The 24634-nt window shown below is 59.5% G+C and carries 26 protein-coding genes; 16 read left to right on the forward strand and 10 right to left on the reverse strand.

The features are described from left to right. Positions 1–14 precede the first annotated feature (14 nt). From M1D43_RS26035 to M1D43_RS26085, 11 genes are all read left to right on the forward strand, one after another. Entirely contained in the window at positions 15–446 is a 432-nt protein-coding gene (locus M1D43_RS26035; RefSeq protein ID WP_017275979.1) for a hypothetical protein, read from the forward strand. Continuing rightward, on the forward strand, positions 443–1243 hold the full coding sequence (sctJ, locus tag M1D43_RS26040) for a type III secretion system inner membrane ring lipoprotein SctJ (RefSeq protein WP_017275978.1): 801 nt from the start codon (positions 443–445) through the stop codon (positions 1241–1243). The genes M1D43_RS26035 and sctJ overlap by 4 nt, the downstream gene beginning before the upstream one ends. Beyond that, a complete protein-coding gene (locus M1D43_RS26045) occupies positions 1240–1920 on the forward strand; it encodes a hypothetical protein (RefSeq protein WP_017275977.1) in 681 nt (226 codons plus the stop codon). The genes sctJ and M1D43_RS26045 overlap by 4 nt, the downstream gene beginning before the upstream one ends. Then, positions 1917–2522 (forward strand): type III secretion system stator protein SctL, encoded by a 606-nt coding sequence (sctL, locus tag M1D43_RS26050; RefSeq protein ID WP_498814677.1) that lies wholly within the window; start codon positions 1917–1919, stop codon positions 2520–2522. The genes M1D43_RS26045 and sctL overlap by 4 nt, the downstream gene beginning before the upstream one ends. Further along, on the forward strand, positions 2519–3865 hold the full coding sequence (locus M1D43_RS26055; protein ID WP_127638007.1) for a FliI/YscN family ATPase: 1347 nt from the start codon (positions 2519–2521) through the stop codon (positions 3863–3865). The genes sctL and M1D43_RS26055 overlap by 4 nt, the downstream gene beginning before the upstream one ends. Positions 3866–3912: 47 nt before the next feature. After that, positions 3913–4350 (forward strand): type III secretion protein, encoded by a 438-nt coding sequence (locus M1D43_RS26060; RefSeq protein WP_153315233.1) that lies wholly within the window; start codon positions 3913–3915, stop codon positions 4348–4350. Continuing rightward, the gene (sctQ, locus tag M1D43_RS26065) at positions 4304–5404 is read left to right on the forward strand and encodes a type III secretion system cytoplasmic ring protein SctQ (RefSeq protein ID WP_234836225.1); all 1101 of its coding nucleotides are present in this window, start codon (positions 4304–4306) and stop codon (positions 5402–5404) included. Before M1D43_RS26060 ends, sctQ begins: the two co-directional genes overlap by 47 nt. Next, positions 5397–6047, forward strand: coding sequence for a type III secretion system export apparatus subunit SctR (sctR, locus tag M1D43_RS26070; protein WP_015242591.1), 651 nt, complete (start codon positions 5397–5399; stop codon positions 6045–6047). The genes sctQ and sctR overlap by 8 nt, the downstream gene beginning before the upstream one ends. Positions 6048–6052: 5 nt before the next feature. After that, a complete protein-coding gene (gene sctS, locus M1D43_RS26075) occupies positions 6053–6322 on the forward strand; it encodes a type III secretion system export apparatus subunit SctS (RefSeq protein ID WP_015242590.1) in 270 nt (89 codons plus the stop codon). 7 nt (positions 6323–6329) lie between these two features. Next, positions 6330–7148 (forward strand): type III secretion system export apparatus subunit SctT, encoded by an 819-nt coding sequence (sctT, locus tag M1D43_RS26080; protein ID WP_026030001.1) that lies wholly within the window; start codon positions 6330–6332, stop codon positions 7146–7148. A gap of 186 nt (positions 7149–7334) precedes the next feature. Next, complete coding sequence (locus M1D43_RS26085; protein WP_153444261.1) at positions 7335–10460, forward strand: LysM peptidoglycan-binding domain-containing protein; 3126 nt, start codon at positions 7335–7337, stop codon at positions 10458–10460. Between the two features lie 154 nt (positions 10461–10614). Here M1D43_RS26085 and M1D43_RS26090 read toward each other — a convergent pair whose 3' ends face one another. The 3 genes from M1D43_RS26090 to M1D43_RS26100 form a co-directional block, all read right to left on the reverse strand. After that, a complete protein-coding gene (locus M1D43_RS26090; protein WP_234893798.1) occupies positions 10615–13983 on the reverse strand; it encodes a hypothetical protein in 3369 nt (1122 codons plus the stop codon). Between the two features lie 443 nt (positions 13984–14426). Continuing rightward, on the reverse strand, positions 14427–15038 hold the full coding sequence (locus tag M1D43_RS26095; protein WP_015242586.1) for a class I SAM-dependent methyltransferase: 612 nt from the start codon (positions 15036–15038) through the stop codon (positions 14427–14429). A gap of 149 nt (positions 15039–15187) precedes the next feature. Continuing rightward, positions 15188–15976 carry a glutaredoxin family protein gene (locus M1D43_RS26100; protein WP_017275971.1) on the reverse strand — a complete coding sequence of 263 codons (789 nt, stop codon included), beginning with the start codon at positions 15974–15976 and terminating at the stop codon, positions 15188–15190. 54 nt (positions 15977–16030) lie between these two features. Here M1D43_RS26100 and M1D43_RS26105 point away from each other — a divergent pair, with 54 nt between their 5' ends. Next, positions 16031–16435, forward strand: coding sequence for a MerR family transcriptional regulator (locus tag M1D43_RS26105; protein ID WP_017275970.1), 405 nt, complete (start codon positions 16031–16033; stop codon positions 16433–16435). Between the two features lie 359 nt (positions 16436–16794). On the opposite strand, the gene M1D43_RS26110 is transcribed toward M1D43_RS26105, so the two are convergent. The 4 genes from M1D43_RS26110 to M1D43_RS26125 form a co-directional block, all read right to left on the reverse strand. Beyond that, complete coding sequence (locus M1D43_RS26110; RefSeq protein ID WP_026030000.1) at positions 16795–17037, reverse strand: DUF5615 family PIN-like protein; 243 nt, start codon at positions 17035–17037, stop codon at positions 16795–16797. Then, positions 17034–17699: a DUF433 domain-containing protein gene (locus M1D43_RS26115; RefSeq protein WP_017275969.1), complete on the reverse strand. Its 666-nt coding sequence runs from the start codon at positions 17697–17699 to the stop codon at positions 17034–17036. Before M1D43_RS26115 ends, M1D43_RS26110 begins: the two co-directional genes overlap by 4 nt. Before the next feature lie 243 nt (positions 17700–17942). Further along, positions 17943–18389 (reverse strand): TIGR02588 family protein, encoded by a 447-nt coding sequence (locus M1D43_RS26120; protein WP_017275968.1) that lies wholly within the window; start codon positions 18387–18389, stop codon positions 17943–17945. Further along, complete coding sequence (locus M1D43_RS26125) at positions 18386–19222, reverse strand: TIGR02587 family membrane protein (RefSeq protein WP_026029999.1); 837 nt, start codon at positions 19220–19222, stop codon at positions 18386–18388. The genes M1D43_RS26120 and M1D43_RS26125 overlap by 4 nt, the downstream gene beginning before the upstream one ends. Positions 19223–19554: 332 nt before the next feature. On the opposite strand from M1D43_RS26125, the gene M1D43_RS26130 reads away from it, so the two are divergent. Beyond that, positions 19555–19866, forward strand: coding sequence for a hypothetical protein (locus tag M1D43_RS26130; RefSeq protein WP_017275966.1), 312 nt, complete (start codon positions 19555–19557; stop codon positions 19864–19866). Positions 19867–20154: 288 nt separating this feature from the next. Here the strand turns inward: M1D43_RS26130 and M1D43_RS26135 are convergent, their stop codons facing one another. Then, complete coding sequence (locus M1D43_RS26135) at positions 20155–20550, reverse strand: response regulator (protein ID WP_127638002.1); 396 nt, start codon at positions 20548–20550, stop codon at positions 20155–20157. Between the two features lie 441 nt (positions 20551–20991). Here M1D43_RS26135 and M1D43_RS26140 point away from each other — a divergent pair, with 441 nt between their 5' ends. After that, the gene (locus M1D43_RS26140; protein WP_020479825.1) at positions 20992–21267 is read left to right on the forward strand and encodes a type II toxin-antitoxin system ParD family antitoxin; all 276 of its coding nucleotides are present in this window, start codon (positions 20992–20994) and stop codon (positions 21265–21267) included. Further along, the gene (locus M1D43_RS26145) at positions 21264–21590 is read left to right on the forward strand and encodes a type II toxin-antitoxin system RelE/ParE family toxin (protein WP_017275963.1); all 327 of its coding nucleotides are present in this window, start codon (positions 21264–21266) and stop codon (positions 21588–21590) included. The genes M1D43_RS26140 and M1D43_RS26145 overlap by 4 nt, the downstream gene beginning before the upstream one ends. Before the next feature lie 102 nt (positions 21591–21692). On the opposite strand, the gene M1D43_RS26150 is transcribed toward M1D43_RS26145, so the two are convergent. Further along, entirely contained in the window at positions 21693–22646 is a 954-nt protein-coding gene (locus M1D43_RS26150) for a LysR family transcriptional regulator (protein ID WP_020479824.1), read from the reverse strand. A 93-nt stretch (positions 22647–22739) separates the two neighbouring features. Between M1D43_RS26150 and M1D43_RS26155 the strand changes: the two genes are divergently transcribed. Then, positions 22740–23699: an MBL fold metallo-hydrolase gene (locus tag M1D43_RS26155; RefSeq protein WP_498814680.1), complete on the forward strand. Its 960-nt coding sequence runs from the start codon at positions 22740–22742 to the stop codon at positions 23697–23699. Positions 23700–24215: 516 nt separating this feature from the next. On the opposite strand, the gene M1D43_RS26160 is transcribed toward M1D43_RS26155, so the two are convergent. Beyond that, positions 24216–24587, reverse strand: coding sequence for an Abi family protein (locus M1D43_RS26160; RefSeq protein ID WP_080590509.1), 372 nt, complete (start codon positions 24585–24587; stop codon positions 24216–24218). Positions 24588–24634 lie beyond the last annotated feature (47 nt).

Here is a 24634-nt window from a genome sequence, read left to right on the forward strand (position 1 = left end):
CAGGAGACGCAACCATGACGGTTGTCCCACCAGTTGAGAATACGACGCTCGCAACAGCGCCTGCCGTTCAGGACTCCAACTCCGTCACTTCCCAGGACCTGTTCGAGCATGCGGCGATGAACGTCATGACCTTGCCCCATGGGGCGAGCCCGGTGGATCTCGGCCGAACGATCGCCGACAACCTGAAGGGTTTCGTGGAGCGTGCCGGGAAATTCGCCAGCAGTACGGAGCTTTTTGCAAATCCGGGTCAACAGGCGGCCTCACAGTCGTTCGCACCCAAGCTGACAGCCGCCGAGGCCAATCTCGCGCGCACATCGGACAGCGAGGCGGGGCGGCTGGTGGAAGCACTGGGCAAAATATTCGATCACGCAATCGAAACGCAGATGGTCGTTCGCGGCCCGACGCAATTCACCAGCGCGACGATGACACTCGTCAAAGGTCAATGAAAATTTTCTGGCGGCCCTCAACGATCACGCGCGCGCTGACTCTCGCGCTCATGGTTCTGACGCTGCAGGCCTGCAGCGTCGATCTTTACACCAATCTGGATGAGCGGGAGGCGAACGAGATGGTCGCCACGCTTCTATCGAAAGGCATAGCCGCCAACCGCGTCCTCCAGAAGGACGGTAAGCTGACGGTCACTGTAGACGAGGATCAATTCTCTCAGGCTGTCGCCTTGCTCAATACGGCAGGCTTGCCGAAGGAGAGATTCGCAACGCTCGGCACCGTCTTCAAGCAGGAGGGGCTTGTAGCCTCGCCCGTGCAGGAGCGGGCGCAGATGATCTATGCGCTGAGCGAGGAGCTCTCCCGGACCGTCTCGGAGATCGATGGCGTGCTAGCGGCGCGCGTTCACGTTGTACTACCGGACAATGATCCATTGCAGCGCAACGCGATTCCCGCCTCAGCCTCTGTTTTCATCCGCCACGAAGCCGATCTTGACGTGAATCCGCTTATCCCGCGGATCAAGACTCTCGTTGCCAACAGCATATCGGGACTGAGCTACGAGAAGGTCTCGGTAGTGCCGGTAGCGAGCCAGCGGACGAGCGAGCCCGCCATGGGCGCGGAACTCACCTCCTTCCTTGGCATGTGGATGCTGCCCGCGAGCGTCGCCAAGGCCAAACTCATCTTTGGCTGCCTGGCAGGTGCTCTGCTCGCCGCGATGGTAAGCGTCGGTTATCTGGCGTGGCAAAAGCAAAGCAGGCGGCGGAAAGTCTATCCTCTGCAGCCATATGGGCCGGCAAAGTGACGGAGCGCTCAGCGGTAAACGGCGCAACGGGCGCCGAAGCGAAGAACATATGGGAGGTCTTCCGTGGCGCCCCGGCTCGCCTCATCCATCCGCGCCATATCGTCACCGCCTTTGGTGAGGCGATCACTTTCGAGGCAGCTGTCCGGCTGCAGCAGTCTGATCGGGTGCAAAGGACGCTTTGCCGGCTGCTAATGGAGAAATTCGACCTTCCGGATGTCGGCTCCTGTCCCTCCCCGGAAGAAGACGACCTCAAGCTCCTGGCACTGGCGCCGTCAGCTGTGGGACAGCACAGTTATCTCGCTGGAGCGGTTTTCTGGGGCCATGTACTTGCCGGCGAAATTCGCAGTCGCGAAGTCGCCTTGATGAAGGAGCGCATTGGGGAGCGTGCATTCCGTATCGGCGTAGACAATCGCGACCTCGCCGCCGGATTGGAGCCACCTGGGGACCTCGATGCCTTGGTGCAGGCGATTGAATTAGACGGCCGCAGATGCTGGGCCGGCTGGAAAACGTCCCTCCCTGATGCCTTGGCGGCGTGGCTGCGCTTGACGGACGAGGTGGACGACTACGGCATTCACCACGCCGAAGCGGCGGATCGCGCCAGGGGCGCGGCGATTATCCGGCGTCTCCAGCGCCAAGAAGACACCGATACGCACCTCGCCGGCAGGGAGGGTCAATGAAAGAACTCCCCAGCAGGCCCACGGCAAAGATCCTCCGCAAGGCAGAAGGCGGTCATTGGCTCGAAGGGTTCGCATTTCTAGAGGCGGCAAAATCCGAAGCGGATCAGCAGCTCGCGCAGGTGCGCCAGGTCGTGGAAGCGAGCAGAAAGCAGGGCTACGAAGAGGGCAGATCTGAGGGAGAGCGCCAGGCCGCCGCCCTCCTGATTAAAACGACTGCCGACGTCAACACCTATGTCGCCGGGCTTGACCGGCAGATCGCCGAACTCAGCCTCGCGATCGTCGAGAAACTGCTTGGCCATTTCGATCAAGCGGAGCTGGTTGCCAACCTTGCACAGCAGGCGCTGCAATCCTTCCAGCATGAGCGCGAGGTGACGATCACCGTCTCCCCCGTCCTGGTCGAGCGGGTCACTGAAATCATCGAGCAGCATAACAAGAATGCCGCCCTCCAGATCTCGGTTCTCGCGGACCCCCGGATCGATGGCAGCAAGTGCGTTCTCGCCAATGCCGTGGCTGTCGTCGATGCAGGACTCGACGCGCAACTTTCCGTCATTCGCGATGCCTTGCTCGGTGCTCAAGCAGATACTTCAGGCTCTGTCGCATGATCGAGCAGGCGCTCTCGGATCCTGGCGAGCTCATTCGGCGCCTGCGCCGGCGGGCGCTGACGTCCGACACGCGACCGGTTCACGGACGCGTCCGCAGGATCACGGGAATCATCGTCCATGCGACCGCCCCGATGGTCCGCATCGGTGAGCTTTGCTATCTCCGAGATACGGTCTCCGGCACAACCGTGCCAGCAGAGGTCGTCGGCTTCGAAGACGAGGAGGCAGTGCTGACGCCGATCGGTGATCTTGAGGGCATGTCTACGCGAGCGGAAGTCATCGCCACCGGCAAGACGTTGCAGATTCCCGTTGGCGAGGGCCTCCTCGGCCGGGTACTCAACCCTTTGGGAGAAGTCCTCGACTTGGCCGAGGATCGTACCGTACCGCTTGTTACAGGGACCTATTACCCGACACATCGACCGCCGCCCAACGCGCTGCAGCGCGATCTCATCACCCATCCTCTGCAACTCGGCATTCGGGCCATCGACGGATTGCTCACCGTAGCTCGCGGCCAACGCGTCGGTATCTTCGGAGAGCCGGGCGTTGGAAAGTCCTCGCTCCTGTCTGCCATTGTTCGCGGCACGAAAGCGGACGTCGTGGTAATCGGTCTTGTCGGCGAACGCGGCCGCGAAGTGCGAGAGTTCATCGAGCGGCAGCTCGGCGAGGAGGGCCGCAAGCGTTCGGTCGTGGTGGTTGCGACTTCCGATCGCCCGGCGATCGAGCGTGTGAAAGCAGCCTACTGCGCGACCGCGATAGCCGAGTATTTTCGCGACCAAGGTCAAGACGTCCTGCTTTTGATGGACAGTGTCACCCGATTTGCCCGGGCGCAGCGGGAGATCGGACTCGCGGCAGGCGAGCCGCCAACCCGCCGAGGCTATCCGCCCTCTCTTTTTGCCGCATTACCGCGGCTGTTGGAGAGGGCAGGGCCCGGGCGAGGCGGTACCATCACGGCACTCTACACGGTCCTGACCGAGGGTGACGGGACGCTGGACCCTGTCGCCGAGGAAACGAAAGCCATTCTCGATGGCCATATCATGCTGAGTTCCAGTTTGGCCGAGCGCAACTTCTTTCCCGCGATCGACGTGCTGAAGAGCCGTAGCCGTTTGATGGAAAGCGTCGCAGGCAAGGCGCACCGGGAACATGCCGCTCACATTCGTGCGCTGCTTGCCCGCTACGAGGAGATCGAGCTGTTGCTGCGGGTGGGGGAGTACGAGCGCGGTGTCGATGCGCTGTCGGATGAAGCGATCGTAAAGCGCGAGGCAATAGAAGCCTTTCTCAGGCAGGACGACAACGAGTTCTCGTCTTTGGACACGACCGAGGAGCTGCTGAAGAGGATCGCATCGTGACCCGGAAAGTCGATTTGCGCCGACTCGTCGAATTGCGCGCATTGAGGATGCGGCGTGCGGAAGCCGCGGCGGAGCTCCAGTATGGGCGCCACCGGCAGGCTACCCGCGCCGTCGAGGCAGCGAAACACGAGAGCCTTGTGCATGAGGCGGAGCGCAGACAGCAGGAGGAGGCTCTCTATTCCCAGCTCGCCCATGACCTGCTCGATCAGCGCGATCTCGAGAATTACCGTGGTGCCCTGAGCGCCTTGGATGACCGCGCCCGACAGTTGGATGGGGAAATTCACGCGGCTCGAGAGAGTGAGTTGCGCGAGGCAAGACGGAAGCAAGAGCTTGCCGCCGAGTATCGGCGCAAACAGAAGCTGCATGAGCGCATTTCGTTGGTAGCGGAGGAAAAGCGCCGCTTGGACGCCAAGCGAGCAGACGTCTTTAGCGAGTTCGATGAAGAAGATGCACTTCGCCCAAACAGCCGCAAGCGCTCCAGGTGACCAGATGAGGATGACTGCAGAGAGCCACGCCGAGGCCGCGGAGGTTCGCTCCCTTGCGCAGGACCCTTCCTGGTTGCCGGAAGTTGCCGCCGCGCATGTCGATGCGTTCAACATGTTGACAAGGATCCGTGTAGCCTTCCCGCTCCCGGTGTCGACCGTGAACGTTTCCGTCCGGCCGGCGCAGGACAGGCGACCTTTGACGGAGCCGGTAGAGCTCACCTTTTTCATCGGCGCTTCCGCCGGGCGCCTTATGATTCCCGCGGTTGCCCTCGACGAGCTCGCACCAGCGCTCGGGGTTCGTGCGAAAATCTCGACGCTGACGCCTGCCCAGCGTAATATTCTCCTTGAAGAAACCCTCTCCCATCACCTGAAAACATTGGAGAATCTTGTCGGTGAACCGGTGAGGCTCGGTTCGCTTGAAATGCCGACGGACAATCCGATCAACCTTTCATGGATGATGGAGTTCGGCGGCTTGCCTCATTACGCCGAGCTGCAGCTTAGCACTGGGGCGGCGCTCAAGATCGGTAGGGCGTTTGATCGCCCCACAAACGCACTAAACAGGTTTACAGAGGAACTGGTTCAACCAATCCGGCTCTGCGCCGGGACGCAGCAGCTAAGCGCTGGCGTGTTCGAAAGTCTGCAGGTCGGCGACGTCGTCATGTGTGAGCAGCCTCACACGGAACCCTTTGCCCTCGTTGCAAATCACATGATCGCCTCGCTGGCCCGGAGCGACGCAGGTTACATACTGACGTCCGGCTGGCGAAATCTAATAACAAGCTGGGAACATTCCTTCATGGCAAAACAGGACGCGTCGTTTGAAGAGCCCGAACCGCTCACGGACCTGCCGGTACAACTGGTGTTCGAGATCGGACGGGCCGAGTTTCCGCTCAAGGAAATCGCCAAGATGGGGGAGGGGACGGTGCTTCATGCAAGTCCGAGCCTTTCCAGCCCAGTCAATATCATGGCGAACGGCCGGCTGGTCGGGAAGGGCGAACTAATCAGGATCGGCGAAGGTCTCGGCGTGCGCATCGTGCGGCTCTCGAACGATGGGTGAGACGACCAATCTCATACCGATCATCATCATTGTATCGACGATCGGTCTTATTCCGCTCGCCGTGGTGACGATGACGGGATTCCTGAAAATCTCGATCGTCCTCTTCCTGATCCGCAACGCGCTTGGCATCCAGCAGTCGCCTCCCAATCTCGTGCTCTATGGCGTCGCGTTGATCCTTACGGTCTATGTGACGACGCCGCTGGTCGGCGAGATGTACCGCACGCTCTCCAGCGAGCCGGTCGACGTGCAATCGATCGATAGCATGATGCGGGCAGCGGACTCGCTGCGCGTGCCGCTACAGACGCATCTCAAACGCTATACCGACGAAAACGAGCGCCAGTTTTTCATGCAGGCGACGGAGCGAATATGGTCGGAGGAGGCCCGGGCCGAGGTGAAGACCGACAGCCTGTTGATCCTCGTCCCGGCGTTCGTCAGTTCGGAGCTGACACGCGCCTTTGAAATCGGCTTCCTGCTCTATCTGCCGTTCTTGGTCATTGATCTCATCGTCTCGACCGTGCTGATGGCGATGGGCATGATGATGGTGTCTCCAACACTCATTTCAATTCCGCTGAAGATATTCCTCTTCGTCGCCGTCAACGGCTGGTCGCGGCTGATGCACGGCTTGATACTGAGCTACGGATAGAGCCAATGGATCAAACTGCCTTCCTCGCTCAAATGCAAAAAGCGCTCTTGATGGTGCTGCTCGCCTCTGCGCCCGCACTTGCGATCGCCATTGTCATCGGGGTCACTGTGGGCCTGTTGCAGGCCTTGACGCAGATTCAGGACCAGACGTTGCCGCAGGCTGTCAAGCTCGTCGCAGTTATGTTGGCCTTGATCGTACTCGGACCGGCGCTCGCGGTGCAGGTGGCAAACTTCGCGAGCAATACGCTCGATATCTTTCCCGCGCTGACGCGATAGGTGGCGCGTGGATTCTCTCGTCGCCGCATCAGCGATGTTCGACGCCATCTATCCGGTGCTCGCAGGGGCAGCCATTGCCATGGCCCGAGCACTGGGAATGATCGTGATCACGCCAGCTTTTGTGCGGCTTGGCCTGACAGGACTTATTCGCTCGGGCGTAGCGATCGCAATAGCTCTGCCGCTGGTGCCGAGCTTCACGGTGACGCTGATCAACACGCCAGGTCTCACGACCATCACGGTAGCCGGCCTCTTGATGAAGGAGATCATAATCGGGATCGTCCTCGGCGTCGTCCTCGGCATTCCGTTCTGGGCTGCCGAGGTCGCTGGCGATCTCGTCGATTTGCAGCGAGGCTCGACATCGGCGCAACTCGTGGACCCGCTGCAGGCGACGGAGACGAGCATTGCTGGTACGTTTTTCGTGCTGGCGCTGGTCGCCGTCTTCTTCAAGTCGGGAGGCTTTTCCCTGCTCGCCGATACCTTCTATAAAAGCTACGAAATTTGGCCTGTGACCAGTTTTCGGCCGACGCTCGGTTCCGAATCCGCAATGGCTGTTCTCGCCATTCTTGATCGCATAATGCAAATCGGCGTTCTGCTGATCGCACCAATCGTGCTGGCGCTGCTGATCGCCGATCTGATGCTTGCCTACCTGTCGCGAATGTCGCCGCAACTGCACGTATTCGATTTGTCGCTCGCGGTCAAAAACCTGATCTTCGCGATCCTGATCGTCCTCTACCTGACCTACCTCCTGCGATATATGGAGGAGGAGCTCGCGATCCTTAAGGCCGCTCCGCAGCTGCTTCGCGGCCTTGCCGGCGCGTCGAATTAGACCTGTCGAAAGAGCGACGGCCTCGAAAAAACACGACTCCTGTCATCAATCCATTAAGCAAGCGCAGCATAGTGCGTGCGCACCGCGTTTACGCGCAACCGACATATTCGCGTCTTGAGGAGCTTACCCGTCCGCCGGCTCTCCCGGAAACGGCATCTTCGACGCGCCTCACCTCAAGGAGGACTCATGTCCTATCGGATCGATATCGATGGCCGGAACCGTTACAACGCGGCGGGCGACCGGGCGACTGCGATGTCGGAGGAACAGCGACGCTTCTTCATAGAGCAGATCAATGCCGCGGTACGCGAGCGGGCCGAGGCGGGTGGCCCGAACGCGATCGATGCGCTCAAGGAAAGAGCCATCGTCGTCGAGAAGGGGGATAGTCTTTGGGAGATTGCCAAGGAAAACCATGTGAGCCTTGACGACCTGCTCGCAACCAACCGGATCAAGCTCACTGGACAGGCGGCGAGCATTGACCCGAATGAAGTAATGATCGTGCCGCTGAGCTCACCGGAGATCGTCGCGCGAGGCCCCGTGAATGGCCAAGGCGTTCCGGAAGGCGAAGTCGCCTTCATTAGCGATCTCTACGAGCGGGGAAACAAACTCGCCTATGCTGACGATCCGTCGAAGATAGACTACAGCGCCGAAGGCAAGAGCATGCAGCGCGATATCGGCAGCTATCTAGACAGCTTGCCCGCGTCAGACCGGCAATCGGCCGCCTTGCGGCTGGCGTGCAGCGACTGGGCAGATGCGGGACCCGCCGGCACTGCCGTCAAGGCCGCGATCGAGGAGCGCGGCCTGAAGACGGATGAGGAATCCGTCTTGGCTGACGAAATTTACGAACGCGGCAATCAGGTCCAATATTCCGGCGACCCGCAGGTCGATTACCAAGCGCAAACCGGCGAGGTCGCCGAGGACGTGAAACGCTTTGTGGAACGGCTGCCGGAGGCACAACGGGTAGAGACGCTGCAACGCCTGTACGATCGTGACTGGCAGGATGCCGCCCCTGCTCAGAGCGCAATCGAGAATACCGCGAAAGCGCTCAACATCACGTTGCGTCACTCGACGCATGCCGGCGTCGAGGTCGAAGGCAGAGCGCGCAGCATTATCGATGGCGCGAACGACGCCAGTGCGCCCGGCGAAGCATTCCGTGCCGTGTCTTCCGCCTATGGCTCGGCAACGCCGGAGGTCCGGCGCGTTCTGCTTCGATCCGAAGATGCGAAATCGCTGATCGACAAGGCCGCAAACTGGGCATCGAAGCCGTTGGCCGACTACCAGCCGGACCGAAGCGTCAGCGACCAGGGCGATGCTGCGACCACGATGATGAATCTCGAGCGGCTGACCGCAGGAACCGCCCCGGAACTGGCAGTCGAGCTCGTATCCGCCGCCATGCCGACAATCGAAGCGGCGAATGTCAGGAAGCAGGAGAAGATCGGTGGCGATCTGATTGGCATGAACGGCCAGGCAAACTTGATGGGGATCATCGACCGCATTGCGGGCAGTCCGGGCGCCGATCAGCTCGTCCAGCGCTTCGCCGCCCTCGGCGGATATCATCCGAACGTCATGCCCATGGCCATCAGCAACGGTTCGCGTCTCGACTATCCGATTGCCGTCGCCGCTGAGAGCGCCGGCGCCGCTCCCAATTTCGTCGTCCAGAACATTGCTCCCAATGTGCAGCAATACGCGTCGGGCATGGTCAACCAGGACGTGATCGCCTATTCGGCGCATATGCAAGAACTGCAGTGGCTGGTCTCAAACCACGGCAAGACCATGACCGCCGAGCAACTCACCAAGGCCATCGAAGACTACAAGACGGAAAAGGGCGCCCAATGGGCAGCCACCGAGCAGCGCCTTGAGGGCAACATCGCGGCGAGTGCCGAAAAGCTGTTGTTGCAACTGACAGCGCTCGGCAACCTTCCACCGGAACTCGGCTCGCAGCAGCAGGCCGTCAATGACGAAATCGGCAAGATCCTATCAGACGAAAAGACCGCGATGGCCGTCGAGATCGCGATGAAAAAAAATCCGGCGCTGCTCGACAGTCCGGCCGTGCTCAATCTGATGGGCTACCAGGCTCGCTTGACCGATCGCGGCCGCAAGCTCGCGGAAGAGGCGACGACCCAGATCATCCGACACAAGGTTCTGCCGTCCTTCACAGAGTTGCAATCGGGCGATCCTACTGCGATCGGTAAGGCGAAGGCGAGCTTGGAAGCGCTCAAAGATAGCAAGCTTGAACACATGCTCGGCATTCCTAAGGCCGACATGGACCGGGCGATCGACGTCGTGGGCAAATCCCTGCCGGAGCCGGGCGAGACGGTCGAGCAATCCCGGGCGAAAATGGCCAGGCTTAACGAAGACCTCAATGATCTCAAGAGCTCAAGCGGGGTCCGGTCCTTCGCGAACACGACCGGCCCCGGCCAGATGCTGCGTATGGTCGGCCTGGCGGCCACGGGAGCGAGCCTCGCCAATTCGGCGGCAGCAGCGCAGAATAACCCCACGCTCCGCAACAATCTGAAAGTGGTCATCGACGCCGCTGGACTCGGCCAGCGCGCGGTCGAGATCCTGGGCGGGATGGATCAACTCGACGCCGAGTCCGCTGCCGTCAAGCACTTCGGAAGCAGCAGCAGGCCGGCAGTCAAGTTCCTCGGCGCAATTAGCGGCGGCTTCGATGCGTGGATGGCGGTCGACCATTTCAAAGCGGGCGACCCTTTGATGGGTGGCCTCTCGGCGGCCGCGGCCGGCGGAACGATCATGGCCGCGCTCGGGACCGGCACGATGTTCGGCCCGGCCGGTCTTGTCATCGTCGGCGGCGCAGTAATCGGCCAGATGATCGTCGCCGATACACGAGATTCGAACAAATATATGAACGACACCTCTATGCGCTTCCTCACGCGTTCCGGTGTTGACGAGGGGACCGCTCGCGTCCTCGTGGATCAGAGCGGCGACGGCCACAGCCCGGTCCCGATTCTCACCAGATATGCGGAACTGAAGGGCTACCAGTTGGACCAGCCATCTGACCGCCAGCGCTTCGTGGATTGGTTGAAAGCCATTCCGGAAGACAAGCTCGAGGCGTTGCGGGACAATCTTCACCACACGCTCGATGCGTTTGGGGGCAATGCAATGAAACTGGCTGCGACCGCAGTCTCGGACGAAGCCTATACCGACCCGGAACGCCTGAACGCAGGATATGTGAGTGGAGAAGTCTATCTCCCGAGCACCGCGCAGAAGATCAAAGACGGCAATGCTGCTCCCTCGTCGGCGGCGCAAATCGACATTGTCCTGGTGGAACTCGGAATTACCGTTCCGACGGCGTAATGCGCTGGCTAGGGCACGCTCCGCGCCGATAAGATAATCGGCACGGGCGTCGACGGCTGGACCCCATGCGACGGTTCAGCGTGCTGCCGTGGGGCTGGCAACAGGTGCGGGCCTTCGGGCAGCAGCGGGGCTGACGCAAAGCCAATCGGCCAAATCAACCGGTGGGCAGCGTGTAGTCGTATTCACGGGCCCATCGTTGGAAATCTTCGACCGTAGCGATCTGATGACGTTGAATGCGGGTATCGCGCGCTGCCGGGTACTGGCTGCCAGGGGGAATATAAACGCCGCGCCCCTGGGGCATCCATGGGGTTTGCCCTTCGGCTTTTTCATCCGGATCGTTCTTCAGTGGAAACTCTCCATCATCGTTCGGCTTTACCTGCAGGGCGTAATCGATCATTTTGTCGCGTTCATCTACATCAAGCTCATAGAGATAGTCGATCATCTGGCTCGGAGAGACGCCCTGCGCTTTGGCGAGCGTTGGGTTTAGCGCCAGATAAGGAACGCCATTTTCATCGCAATTGGCGAGGCTTTCGGGCTTCTCGACACCTGGCGCGGCACCCTTGAGATAGGCGCCGAGCGGGCCTTCGAGGCGATTTGCATCCTGGACGTGGCGATACTGGCTGATGCCGGTAACCAGCCCGGCTGTCAGTAGGAAGCCGATGGTCACGACTGGTCCGGCTGCAACGGCACCAGGCATTGCCGCATAGATGCTGGCCGCCGTGCCGGGAAGCCAGGCGGCCGCCATCGGCAGGTCGCCCTTGCCCAGTTCATGGCCGACCTGCAGCACCGAGAGAGCAACGCCCGCGCCATTATAGATGCGGGGCAACCATTCCCAGCCGCGCAATCCCGCAATCTGCGAGAAACCGGCCCGGCCGGTTATCAGCCCGCGGGTGCCATCGACGGCAAGGGCCAGATCCTTTGCGGCGCCGCCAGCGAAATACCATCCCCAGGCCTGATCCATAGGCACATCGGACCGGGTGAGAGTTGCCGTTCCCCACAGGTTGAGCAAGGCAGAGCCGGTGTTGACGAAGGGTATGGAGGGAGTATGGGCGTTGAGCCCGGTGCGGGCCTCGATCGTCTGTATTGGATAGGTCTTGAGCCAGAGGTTCCGGGCGACGCCCGTCAGCCCGGATAGGCGCCCAGCCGTGCCACTCTGCGCACTCAGCCGGTTTTGCAGGGCATCGAGACGCCGGTCCATCGCGTCGAAACGCGTATCGGCCGAGGGCTGAATGGGAGAAATGCCCGGAATCAGCCCGCCGCCACCCTGGGTCTGGAATTTGAAAACCTCCAGCAGGACGTCGCGTCCGGCACGCGAGAGGAAGCCGGCGTTCGGAGCGGGACGGACATCAGGCTCGGTTTGATCCCCAGTGCTGAAACGGTCGAGCAGCGCAAGCGTAAGAGCCGGGTTGTCGTGGAGTACGGCCTTGGGATCCTCCAGTGACTGGAGCTGCGTCGCCATTTCCGCATAGGGATCATCCGTCGGCAAGTTGCCGAGTTCCTCAACCAGGCGGTTGAGATCTTCCGCGGGCACATCCTTCATTCTGTCCAGGGCGGCGTCCTGCGCAACACGTTGAGATGCCAGGCCCGCACTCGGGCTCGATTGGGCCAATAGCGGAATGGAATTAATTGCGGCATCTTTTCCTTTGCCGGCCACGATCTCCTGATCGACCTCATTCTTTAGAGAGTTACGCGCATCCTGTAGATGGCGGGCACCCTCCAGGCCCTGTAATTCGGGAGGCAACTCCTGCGTCGACGCCAGGGTCAGGACGATCGCCTCGCCATAGTGGTCGGTCTTTTCGACCAGGGATTTTTCCGACTCCAGCAGCGAGTTGACGCCATCGGCATGGGAAAACGTGCTGGATTCCCCGATATTCTGCCGCCCGAGCTCGGAGACATAGACGATCTTTTCGTAAAACTCCTTCCCTGTGGACTCCGCCGTCTCCTGCAGCTTTTCGACCCCCATACCTGCCTGCCGGAGGATACTGGAGGCTTCCTTCTCGTATTTATTGCCTGTACCAACGACGCTTGGATCCATCAGCTGGCGCGCAACCTCCTGCGCAAGAGCCGGGCTGTGGCCAGCGGCGATCGCTTCTTTCAGGCCGCTCCCGATTTGGATAGCCAGGCTTTCGGATGACTGGCGGGATTTTTCTCCGGTTGAATGGATTACTCGTGCGAGCGATGAGGCGAGTTCCTGGACCGCTTCTTCGCCCTTCGACGTGTGCATCCGGTCTGCAAGGATCGTCAGCTTGGTCACGGCATCCTGAACCCGGCGGTCATCGGCCATGATCGCGCCCATGCCGTGGTCGACCTGGCTGCGGAAAAGATCGAATATCGCGGAATTTACGACGGACTGCGATCCCTCGATTCGCTGGACAGCAAGATCGGTATCGATGCCCTCGGTCTGTTCAACGAGCTCTGCCAGCTCAGGGATGGAATCCAGCGAATCGAGAGCGGCATCCAGGTCATTTGCGGCATCGTTGACGGCTCTGATAGACCGCATGACAAGGATCTCGTCCGCTGCGACGTTGACGGTCGATATATAGGGATCGTTTTCCAGGGGCGTTTCCCGGTTCGGTGTTGCCGCGGCTAGGATTTGGGCGACATTCTGCACCGCCTGGGTCTCGATCAGTTTTTTATTTGCTCCCGCGCCGCCGTTCGTTTTGACGGCTTCTTGGGAAAGGCCGTCCATCAGCGCCACCATGCCATGCTGAACGTTCTGCCACTGCGCAGAGGCGTCCCGTTGCCTCGATGCAGCCGGAGTACCTTCCGCCTCGGCCATCAGCTCACGCAGATCTGCGGTTCTCTTGCTCCCGGTGGTCTGATCGGTGAACTCGACCTTCCGTCCGAAGATGTCATTGATCTGGTCACGCGCACCGGATTTTGCCTCCTTGATGAGCGCTTCGAACCCCGGGTGCCCATCTCCGACCGGCGCAATCGCGGCCGCGTGGGCGTCGAGTGCTTCGTTCATGGCACGCTCGTCAAGCGCGTTTGCGAGCCCTTCTTCCAGCAGGCCGGGTGTAAGCAATTCCGCAGCCTCGCGCCGTTTTTCCGCGGCGGTCTCCCGGACTGAAGGCGCCTCGATCGCCATTAGCTTGCGCACATGGGGAGCCACATCGCCCAGGTTTGTGGTCATGTCTTCATAAGAAGCCTGCGCCGAGACGGCTTCGTCCGTCGTTTTGACGGCGGCTTTCACATTGTTGAAGAGCCTCTGGTCGAGAACTGTAAGCGTGCCGCCTTCCACGATCACGTTTGGGTTGTCCCGCAGATCAGGATTCATGAGTTGCAGCTGATCGAGACTGTAGCCACGCCCTTCGCCGATCTCGATGGCCGTATCACCGCACTTGATCTTGTGGATGATAATGCCGCCCGGCGTCTGCGTGTCCCTCGCCCCGTTGTTGTTCTGGGCTGCTTGGGGATCTCGTGCCCTGCCGAGCGCAGCCTGGAAGTTGCTTTCTGCGGAATGGCTTGACGAGCGCAAAAACTGCTGGCGAGCAAGACGCTGAAGGTTGATCGGCTGAGTCAAAGGGGGCCTCCTGTCCTTGGCGGTCGGGAATTCCATGCTGTCCTGATTGGGATCCGGTAAGCTTTGTGACACCGAGATGACGACCGTAGGACACAACCAGCAGTATCAGCAACCCTCATATCTTGGGGGCTGTTGCAAGATCAAAATGTCGCGATTCCGGTATCAGAAGTTCAGGACGGTCCACGCCTTTCGCAAACATCAGGAGAGACGCGCATTCGTCGCATTCAAACTGGTGCGACCGGTGGGGCCGGGAGAATCGTGGTCGAAACAAATCAGCGGCCGTCCGCTCGCTCAATCTCATCAGATTTTCGGAATGCCCTCTCTCTGCCTGCTATGCCTCCGATCTCAAAACGTTGATTACCGAGACACAGCCGGCATTGTGGGCTCACGTTCACAGTAAGACTACTTCATCGGGAGAAGCCGGGTGACCCCGGCGGTGCGTATCACTCCGGACGGGCGCTGCCTTCGTACATGAACGTCATGGGCTTCGGTCCCTGCATGTATCCGGTCTCGACCCGCTCGATTCGGAAACCGCCGCATTCGATCATTGACCGGATCGGACGATTGAGATGACAGCCGCCGCTGATCCGCCGCCAGACAGGCGTGAGAGTATCCTGCCACCAACGTACTCCGCGGTCGGGCGCAAGGCCGTGTTCAACAAACAGCAGTTTTCCGCCAGGTCTGAGTACGCGGCGCATTTCCGTCAGCGCCGTGACCGCGTCCGGAATCGTGCATAGGGTCCAAGTCGTCACGACGGTATCGACGCTCTTATCATCGAGCGGTATGGCCTCGGCAGACGCGTCGATGAAGCTGACGGGCAAGTCGGGACGCGGGGCGTCGCGGGCCATCGCCACAAGACCCGCGGACGGCTCGAGCGCCAGAACTTCACCCACCACAGGGCCGTAAAACGGGAGGTTCAAGCCAGAGCCGACGCCGATTTCCAGAACGCGCCCCTGCGCGGCGCCGATGACGCGCTCACGGTAGGGGCGCAGACGTTCATTGCGCATCGAGAGATCGCATAGCCTCGGCAAGATCACGTCCCGATAGATGCCCATGGTTCTTCTCCCGCTAGGACTCTCCCTCAGATCTTGGTTTCTGGAAAACCGCGCCGAGATAGGCTTAACGCATCGTCCTTTGCAGAATGCGCCGGTAAGCCACTCTCGACGCCCCGCACGTTCATCGGCCGCGTTTGCATCGCGCTGCGTTACATGGCGTGGGTTGCTATGAGCCCAATGCTCCCAGCGGCCATCCAGACTGCCATTGCGATCATCATTAGGTTTTCCGTAAGCGAGATGAAACCAAGGGGGACGTTGCTCGATCCCCCGACGCAGGCGCACTTCAGTTCACGCTTGTCGATGTAAACCGCCTTGAAGACCGAAACAGCCCCTACCGTACCGATGAACATCGCGACTGGAACAGACAACCAGTTCAGAGCGCCTGCCACCATGAGCACACCAGCCAATCCCTCGGCATAGGGATAAATGTAGCTGTATGGAACCCAGCGCGTTGCCAGGAGGTCATAGTTCAAGAACATCGTCGCAAAGCTCTCGACGTTCTGGAGTTTCATCATCGCCAAAACCACCATCGAAAAGGCGATGAACCATTCGGCGGCGCGCAAAGTGAATGGAGTTCCGTTGACGGCATGGCTCGCCGCCATCGCCGTGAGTGCGGTCAGCGTGAACAAAACGATAACCGGGCGGTACGTAGTCGCCTTCGGATCGGCAACGGGCTTCCCGAGAAAACGACGCAAATCGGCGTAGCCGCCGACCCGCTTGCCATCGATGAAGACCTGAGGCGTCGTCGGCACGCCGTGCTGCGCCTTGAAGGCGTCCGTCTCCTCGCGGGTGGTCAGGTGATGATCATCCACCTCGTAGCCCGACCGCTGCAGCAGATCCTTCGTCTTCAATCCGTAGGGGCAGGTGTGGCCTGGCATTACCATCCGGTACAGGACGGCCTTCCTGGCGAGATCATGCGGATTGGTCCTGTCCAACATTTTCACATCTCCTTGTTCTTGTGAAATCGTTGGCAGGACTATAAGTTCCGTAGCATGGTACAGAGTCAAGACCTTCAAGAACTGACGATCGGGAAACTTGCGGCTGCCGGAGGCGTGGGTGTTGAAACCATCCGTTTCTACCAGCGCAAGGGCCTGCTGGCGACGCCGAAGCGGTTACAAGGCGTGCGCCGCTATGGAGGCGAAGACGTGCGCCGACTACGTTTCATAAAACAGGCGCAGGCGGCCGGTTTCACGCTTGAGGAGATCGGGCAGCTTCTGGCACTGGATGCCGGGCACAACCGCTCGGCCGCACGGGAACTGGCGAAGAAGAAGCTTGAGCAGCTGGATGCCAGGATTGGAGAGCTTAATCGCGCCCGGGAAGCACTCCGTAAGCTGGTCTCTGAATGCGCAGAGGACAAGAGCGGGCCGTGTCCCATCCTGGCTTCCTTTGGAGTTTGAGCTCGGATCAGGTCGGCCGCGGAGGGAATCGGGCTTGGCGCATCGCAGCCTTCCATGGCCTCTTTGATTTTGACCATCAGGTTTCGAGCGTCTTCGCTTCTCTTCAAATCGAGAACATCGTATTGCATGCAATCTGGCGAGAGCTGGGCATGTCAACTCGGCGGCGGCTATCTTCGCGATCTGACGGCGGGCCGTGTCGACAGAATAGAGGATCGACATATTTTCTCGGCGGTACCTGTGAGGAACAGAGCGCCGGGTGGTCCGATAGCGCTGTGCCAGCTCAGACGAACAGACGCGCCGCTCTGCCAAACTTTCGCTCCTCATCATTGTAGTAGCGCGCGGCCTGGTTCACCGACTTGTCAGCGACTGCTGCACCGCTTCGGGATATTGTCCCTTGGTGCCCGGCTTGTCTTTGGTCCCTGGAAATCGACCGAGTTCTTCGTGACAAACGTCAAGTCGCCTTCGAGAATGATCGATTTGAGCTCCCAGTCCTTCAGGCCGCCCATTTTCATCCAGACGACGTGGCTTGTTTCGCCGTGGCCCTTTTCGATTGCCATTTTTGCCAGTTGAGGACTGAGGCACTCATCGATCAGAAACTTCATCCCGTCTTCCTACGACGGGGGACGCGACGATCCGTGACGATGACCAAGCCTTCGGGAATGTCGCCGGAGACGCGGGGCCGGCCGCGCAACGGGTTCGCTTCCGCGTAGATAGAGGCGAGCCTTATCTTCTCCGCGTCCAGGCTAGGCCAGGCTTCCAGGATGCGCTCAACCGAATGACCAGCAGCTACGGATGCGGCAACATCATAGACCGGAACGCGGGTGCCGCGGATGACAGGCGTGCCGCCAAGGACGTCGGGTGAGGCTGTGACGATTTCTCGCGCTGCGGCAAGGTCGTCCAGCCGTTCGCTCGCACCTCTCATAAAGGGCATAAGATCGATCGTCAAAAACTCGTGCTGCACGGTCCAATCCTCGCGCAACAGGGCCGCCCAGGGGAGTGTGCGCGCTTTTGCCAGTCGGACCTCTGCGGTGCGGAAGGCAAACAGTCGCTCCTCCGACGTCAGGCGGCGCGCGCTCTCAAAATAGAAGGCGATGAGTGAACAGGCCCCCGCCAGGACGTGGCGGCCATTGTCGAGCGAAACGAAGGCGTCTGGCAGGATGTGCTCATCGATAACGCGATTGACGTCGCGTAGGCTCACACGTGAGACAACGGCGGCCTCGCTCGCCTTCAGCATTTCCGCAACCGCGGGCATGTGAGCCTCCATATTATATCTTCGCGGTCGATCTCGCTTGCGGCCACCATCGCCGTCGGAAATGATCGATGCCGATGCACCGCTGCATCGAAGTCGCCCGAAGTAGCGTGGAGCTATCGCAAGCCGTTCTGCTGAGGCGATCGAGGCCGTGTCCGGCCGGGACTTTGCCTTGCGCCAGGTCTCGTGAAAACAGATGAATAACCGACCTTCTGCGGCCACCCGAACCGCAGAACAAGCTCATCGCAGTCCTGCTGGTCAAGGCTCACTGTATCCACTAGCAAAAATTCGCAGCTCGTAGCCCTCCGGGTCACTTCGAAAGATCAGTGCGCCCTTCCTCTCCGATTTTTGTGGAATATAGTCAATCGTGACACCGCTCTCCTCAACCACCTCTTCGCCATCGCGAAGTTCACCCTTGATCTCGACCGCAGCAACCGATTTTCCTGCACGATTGTTGGCGGCGAACTCGACCACGTAACCATCGTTCATGGCCGTGACCTCGGTCGGCAGCACAATGATATCGGCGGCCCCGTTACGTCCGCTTAAGCCGTCGCGGATGAGGTAGCCGAGGACTGCAAGCAGGGCCAGGCAGCTTACTCCTGCCACGATCCACTCCGCGATGGAGGTCCCCGGCTTTCGCGTGGGTTCCTCGTTTTCGGAGCGAGAGTTCTCTTGCCTTTTGGCTTTTGTGAAGCCCTTGTTCACAGAATGAGCCTCGCTACCGCCGCGCCAAGTGCGCCTGGGAAGGATAGGACCACGACAGCGCTGAGCGTCTCCGAAAAACCGACACCATCAGTTCTGCCGAAAGTCCAAAGGATGTAGAAGTTCACGAGCATCACCAGACAGTAGCCGACGATCGTATAACGAAAGAAGATGTTGACAAACCCGGCGCCCGGTTCTGGATTGTGCGTACCGCGGAATTCGAGTTCATAGACGAAGACATGCATTAGGCCCAGGGTGCCCAGCGCCAGAGCAATTTCGTGCCAGGGGTTCATCTTGTAGGCGATAAGGACAACCTCTTCGGTCGGTGCGATGTTCACTGACAGAAACAGCGCTCCGACCACCATCAGGAACAATTCTCCCGCATAGGCGGGCTCAAGAACGGCATCCCCCTCCAATGGACTTGGACCCAATTGGGCCCGGGCCAGCGATGCGCCCAAGCTGCCGGGTACAATCTGCACGGCAACCTTCCCGACGATCTCCCGCAACGGCATGTCTGCGTCCACGATGCCAAAGGTAACGAGAATCGCCGACGCGGCGACAGCAGCTACGAAAAGCGCCACGAATGCGTCCGCGATTCGGTCACGCAGCCCCACTGACTTGCGAAAGCCACCATATTTGTGCAGCAGCACCAGGGTGGGAACGGTGGCTACTAGCAATAGCGCAAGGCGCAAGGGGTGAAGGTGGAAGCCCAGAGCCCAAGCTTCCATCGTCATCAGTACAGGCACTGCGAAGATCAATGCTCCGGCGAACGCGCGGCCAAGACCAATCCAGAACTCGCGCGGTGTCGGACCGACGACTACTTCAGCTGGCGTCACGTCGCTCCCCGTTCACGATGTAGTTCGACCACCAGCCTCGGCGGCTGGGATCAAGTGGGGAAACAATGTCTGCTGCGCGATCTTGTTCCGCCACATCGCGTGCAACTTCGATCGCTGCGCTTCGTTGGTCGTTCCATCCTCGCGCCCAAGCAGCCGCACGGGATCGGACCTTCAACTCGCCGGGGGAACGGGCCTCCCTTGGTAAGGGGGTGCGCATTATCCTGGGAGAGTATCCTTCCGCCGCTTGAGCCGTTTAGGTCGCGCGGCGCCGATCTATGGTTTTATTCTGCAGCGATCCCCATATCTCTCCCGAAACCAGCCCGGAGAATGCAGTGTCGGAATTCATCAGCTATCTGTTTGCCATCCTTGTCGTCGGTCCGCTGCAGGCGGAAATATCCGAGCGTCTTCGAGGTGTCCCGTCAACCGAGATTGTCCAGGCAGGACGCGCCTGCGTCGCTGCCGAAGCTCCAAGGCTTCTCCAACGCGCCCAGGAAGATTGGGGATGGGCAGCTGCGAATGCCCTCGGGGTCAGCGTAGGAATCATTGACCCGGCAAGCCTGCTTGCAGGTCAAAATGCAGACTGCGACCGACTCGTACAGGTTCTGTCGCAGAGTAGCGGGGGCAACGGCGATGATGAGGCATAAGATTCTTGTCGGGATCGCTCTGTAGCAATGGCAAGGTCGAACGTCTACCGTGCTGAGGCGGTACAGCTGCCAGGCCACTGAACGAGGGCCTCGATGACGATATGCCATTCGTCCGTTTCTTGGGCGGCAACCAAATTTGCGGTAGGAGCGTCGGTGAAGCGGCCGAGGCAGAATGCGGGGCGACCGGAAGCCGAGTCGAAATCGGCAGTCCACACGCCGTGCATGCGGGTCGCGGATCCTGTCACAGGACAGAGGCGAAAAGCCTCCTCGTGAAGGTTAGCCCCCAAGTTATTCCAAAGCTGCGGCTCCTGCCCTCCTGTCATTTAGCAACTGCGCAATTGCTACGATCATTTGTGACATGACAAAAGGCTTTTCGATCATGATACTTTTAGGAACGCCTTGAGAGGCCCAATCGGGAGCACTGTCTCCGCTGATGTAGACGACCGGCATCTCAGGGTCGATCTCCCTTGCAATGCGGGCGACGTCCCAACCGCTCGGGGATTCAGCGAAGCGGATGTCCGTGACTATTCCAGCAATGGAGGACTCTGCGGCTTTCAAGTGCTCGACTGCCTTCTTGCCGCTCGTCACCGCCAGAACCATGAACCCGGCCTCTTTAAGCGCGTCTTCGAAGTCCAATAGCAGGAGAGTCTCGTCTTCTGCGAGCAATATGGTGACTGATTCCAATGCCTGTCCCCCGAGAATAAGGTTCCCGTGAACGCGCGGTTTGGCAAACGGTTCCCTTAATGTGACTGAATTCGGCGCCTGCTCAGGTTACTGGTCAGGCCAGACTGGATGTTCGCGCGGGAGCGCGTCATGGAAGTGCAACAGATGGGATACGTCTCGAGCTTCGGTGTACCTTCGCGTCGCGTTGCTTCTCGCAAACACCAACGGCTGCCGGTGAACCCCGTCGAACACGTCCAAGCGCCATCTTGCCCTGGTCTAGCTCGGCGCCTCAAGGTTGTCATGTGTGGATTATGCATACTGGACTGGAATACTTGGTAAATCTTTTACTTGCCGCGCATGTTCCCGTTCTGTGCTCAACAGATCGCATAATGTATCGACGGGAACGTGCAATGGCTTCCCGTCTTCCGTGCGGCGGGAGTTAAATGGGAACGCGATGCAATCTTGCCAATTTTTGCCATTGCCGTTATGGTCTCTCGTATGGGCACGATGAACATTTCTCTACCGGACCACTTGAAGAGCTTCGTCGATGAGCAGGTTGCGGGGCGGGGCTACGGGACGAGCAGCGAGTATATCCGCGAACTGATCCGTCGAGATCAGGACCGTCTTGTTCTGCGCCGGCTTTTGCTTGACGGAGCATCGTCCGCACGGTCCGAACCGGTCGATGGGCATTACTTCAGCAGCCTTCGCGATCGAGCACGTGGTCGGCACAGCAAGTGAATAAATCGATTGTTCCCCGAGAGCTTGCTCGCAGTGATGTCGAGGCAGCCGTCGATTACTATGCTCGCGAAGCTGGGTCCGAAGTCGCTCTCGGCTTCATCGACGCACTTGAAGATGCTTATGATCTGATCGCAAGCCACCCGGAGGCCGGATCATTGCGGTATGCATACGAGTTGGGGTTGCCTGATCTGCGGAGCGTTTCGCTGAAGCGATATCCCTATCTAATCTTTTATCGTGACCAGCCAAATCATGTCGACGTCTGGCGTGTGCTTCATGCCAAACGCGACATTCCGCAGGGGATGCAGGAGCCGGATAATCATTGAATGCAACATTTCCGCAGCCGTGGGGCCTTGAAAGATTGTGGGGCTGCGGTTCGAATCCACTCAAGGCGAGGCCTTCACACACACGCTGATCTCCACCGCCCGTCACGCCGCAATATGCGCGACGTTACTCCCGTTCGTCCTCAGCATCGCCTCACGGATCTGCTGCCGCAACCATGCGCAGCCAAGATCGCTGTCCGTCTGAAGCGGCCAAACCATTGCCACGGGTGGAAAAGAAAGCTCCAGTGGCACCGGGCTCACCTCAAGTCCCAGCAGCGGTCCGTAACGAAGTGCAATGCGCGATGATACGGTGGCAATCACGGCAGATGAGCGTGCCGTGGCCAATATCGACATGAAATCGGGTGCTGCCGCCACCACCTCCAGTTCTGCGCCCGCGTGTTTCAGCGCATCCTTGACGCAGCCATGCAGGCTGTCTGTCTGTGAGATCACCGCGTGTTGTGCGGTCATATAGGTATCGAGGCCTACCGGATTCGAAACCTTCAGCAATTGCGGATTGAAACAGCACAAAACGCTGGACTGATACAGAGGCTCGCAATGGTGCCGTGAATCGGGCAGATAGCTGCACCCCACGGACAGATCGACGACGCCTGCCTCCAGCATCGCGTCAACCTCCTGGGCATCACCACCGCGGGCCAGAATACGGATGCCCGGCGCGATATCGCGCAGCCGAGCCGTCAGATCGGGAAGCAGTAGCAGTTCCACCTCGCTGGAAAGCCCCAGCCGGAACGTGCGCCGTTCGGTGGCCGGATCGAATGCGTCTGCCATCAACACGGCCGCCTGCGCCTGTCGCAGAGCCTGCCGCACCGGGCCGGACAAATTGAGCGCCCGTGCGGTGGGCTTCATCACCTGCCCTACACGGATGAAAAGCTCATCCTGAAACAGTGTGCGCAGCGTGGATATATTGTGGCTCATGGCAGGTTGTTGGATTTTCAAGCGCTGCGCAGCACGTGTCACGCTCATTTCTTCCATCATCGCATCGAAGGCAACGAGAAGATTGAGGTCGAAGGAACGAAGATTGAAATGATCGATGACTTGCATGATCGATATCGATTTGATTGCTGACCGAGGCATCCTTAGCTGATGAGCAGGAACTTGCAAGCCGTTCCGAACCATCTTTCAAGGAGCAAACCCATGCCATCGCGTCGTTCCATTCTCAAAGGCGTTCTGTCCGGCATCATCGCTGCACCCTTCGTCGCACCGTCGCCCGCCTTCGCCAAGGCACCTTATGCCGCTGTTCAGGCGCCCGGTTTCTACCGGCTGAAAATCGGCTCCGTAGAGGTCACGGCCCTGTCGGACGGCACGGTCGCCCTGCCGCTGGCCAAGCTGTACACCAATACCAGCCAACAATATGCCCAGAACGTGTTGAAGGATGCCTTTCTGCCGGAGCTCGTACCAACCTCCGTCAACGCCTTCCTGGTCAACAACGGCGATAGGCTGATACTGATCGATGCGGGCACCGGTGCCTATCTCGGGCCATCGCTCGGCAAACTCGTGGCCAACATCGAGGCTTCCGGTTACAAGGTGGATGACATCGATGATGTCATCCTCACCCATATTCACACCGATCATTCCGGCGGGTTGATGAGCAATGGCAAGCGTACCTTTCCGAACGCCACATTGCGGGTCAATGAGCGGGAGGCCAAATTCTGGCTAAGCCCGGAGAACGCCAGGGCAGCGACCGGTATCGTCAAGCAGCATTTTCGCGAGGCGGACCAGTGCGTAACGCCTTACGTCAAAGCCGGAAAATTCGAAACCTTCGCGGATAGCGCAGCGCCCATTCCCGGCCTTGGTTCCATTCTTTATGCCGGACATACACCGGCTCACAGCGCCATCACGTTGGAAAGCGAAGGCCAGAAGATCGTATTCTGGGGCGACATCACGCATGGCGATATCCTGCAATTCGATGAACCCGGCATCGCAATCGAATTCGATATTGACCAGAAGGCCGCCGTTGATGCGCGCAACATTGCGTTCCGACAGGCGGTGGCAGGCAAATATCTGGTGGCAGGCGCACACATCGCCTTTCCGGGCATCGGACATGTGCGTAAAGACAGCACCAATTGCGACTGGCTACCGGTCAACTATTCGTAGTTCTGACGACCGGCTATCCTCCAGCGAAACGCGCGGAACAGGCAATCGCCAGGAGAGGCTCCGCAATAGCCTCTTCGTCCGCAGCGACGAATGCTCGCTTGCCACGTGCCAGCTGATCTCGCCTTTTGGACGGCGTGAACTCTCTCGCCAAGATAACCGCCTCACAATCGATGGTGGTACTGTATTGTATCGTTGAATATCGATCCAATGAGGCCTTGGTTTGCTGGCTTGGTGTAATCCGTCCGTCGCTTCCACCTGATGATTTCGAGTGGGCCATCTTTAGGCCCGGCACTTGGGAGTTGACCGGAAAACGGTGAATGATGGAGGTTTGGATCGAGGGAGCCGCACACAGTGGGAGATGTTTGCGTTCTGTGCTCAAAAGATCGCATAATGTATCGCTTGGAACCGCTAATGGAGGCACCGCCCTAGGTTGGCTTCTTGACACGTCACGCGACCGTGCTAATTATGTCGTCAACACGGCCCCTGTCGGCTTATCGTGCTTTGCACGGAAGCTGCTCAGGGGTTTTTTATTGCCTTTGCCCATTTGCGGTCCTTCCAATTTGCATCCACACCAAGGCTGTCGAGCGTGATGCCGATGTGGCTTACATCAGGAAATTCATCCGCAAGCAATTTGTTGACACGGTCCCACCATGTGGACGAAGGATTAATTACACTCATTAGCTGCTGGGCTATGCAAAAAAGCAAATATGGTCGGGCACGTAAGCGCTCATTTCCTTCGAAATCGGCGACAAAGGCGACTTGCTCTTTTGGGGGCAGCTTAGGCTGATCAACAATGTTGCGGTTCCAGAGCCGACTGTGATGCGCGCATACGTTCCGCATGTAGTTGAGCGATCGAAGCCACGTCGCAAATACACGGCCATTCGTCAATCCATATTCAGTGAATTAGCCCCCGAAAGGCCCGGACATGCTCCCCA

This window comes from Ensifer sp. R1-3 (assembly GCF_056739175.1).

Bases quoted from the DNA above. Each gene is read 5' to 3' on its own strand.
- M1D43_RS26035 (WP_017275979.1), top strand. From the start codon at position 15: ATGACGGTTGTCCCACCAGTTGAGAATACGACGCTCGCAACAGCGCCT.
- sctJ (WP_017275978.1), top strand. From the start codon at position 443: ATGAAAATTTTCTGGCGGCCCTCAACGATCACGCGCGCGCTGACTCTC.
- sctL (WP_498814677.1), top strand. From the start codon at position 1,917: ATGAAAGAACTCCCCAGCAGGCCCACGGCAAAGATCCTCCGCAAGGCA.
- M1D43_RS26055 (WP_127638007.1), top strand. From the start codon at position 2,519: ATGATCGAGCAGGCGCTCTCGGATCCTGGCGAGCTCATTCGGCGCCTG.
- M1D43_RS26060 (WP_153315233.1), top strand. From the start codon at position 3,913: ATGCGGCGTGCGGAAGCCGCGGCGGAGCTCCAGTATGGGCGCCACCGG.
- sctQ (WP_234836225.1), top strand. From the start codon at position 4,304: ATGAAGAAGATGCACTTCGCCCAAACAGCCGCAAGCGCTCCAGGTGAC.
- sctR (WP_015242591.1), top strand. From the start codon at position 5,397: ATGGGTGAGACGACCAATCTCATACCGATCATCATCATTGTATCGACG.
- sctS (WP_015242590.1), top strand. From the start codon at position 6,053: ATGGATCAAACTGCCTTCCTCGCTCAAATGCAAAAAGCGCTCTTGATG.
- M1D43_RS26085 (WP_153444261.1), top strand. From the start codon at position 7,335: ATGTCCTATCGGATCGATATCGATGGCCGGAACCGTTACAACGCGGCG.
- M1D43_RS26095 (WP_015242586.1), bottom strand. From the start codon at position 15,038: ATGGGCATCTATCGGGACGTGATCTTGCCGAGGCTATGCGATCTCTCG.
- M1D43_RS26100 (WP_017275971.1), bottom strand. From the start codon at position 15,976: ATGTTGGACAGGACCAATCCGCATGATCTCGCCAGGAAGGCCGTCCTG.
- M1D43_RS26105 (WP_017275970.1), top strand. From the start codon at position 16,031: ATGGTACAGAGTCAAGACCTTCAAGAACTGACGATCGGGAAACTTGCG.
- M1D43_RS26110 (WP_026030000.1), bottom strand. From the start codon at position 17,037: ATGAAGTTTCTGATCGATGAGTGCCTCAGTCCTCAACTGGCAAAAATG.
- M1D43_RS26115 (WP_017275969.1), bottom strand. From the start codon at position 17,699: ATGGAGGCTCACATGCCCGCGGTTGCGGAAATGCTGAAGGCGAGCGAG.
- M1D43_RS26150 (WP_020479824.1), bottom strand. From the start codon at position 22,646: ATGCAAGTCATCGATCATTTCAATCTTCGTTCCTTCGACCTCAATCTT.
- M1D43_RS26155 (WP_498814680.1), top strand. From the start codon at position 22,740: ATGCCATCGCGTCGTTCCATTCTCAAAGGCGTTCTGTCCGGCATCATC.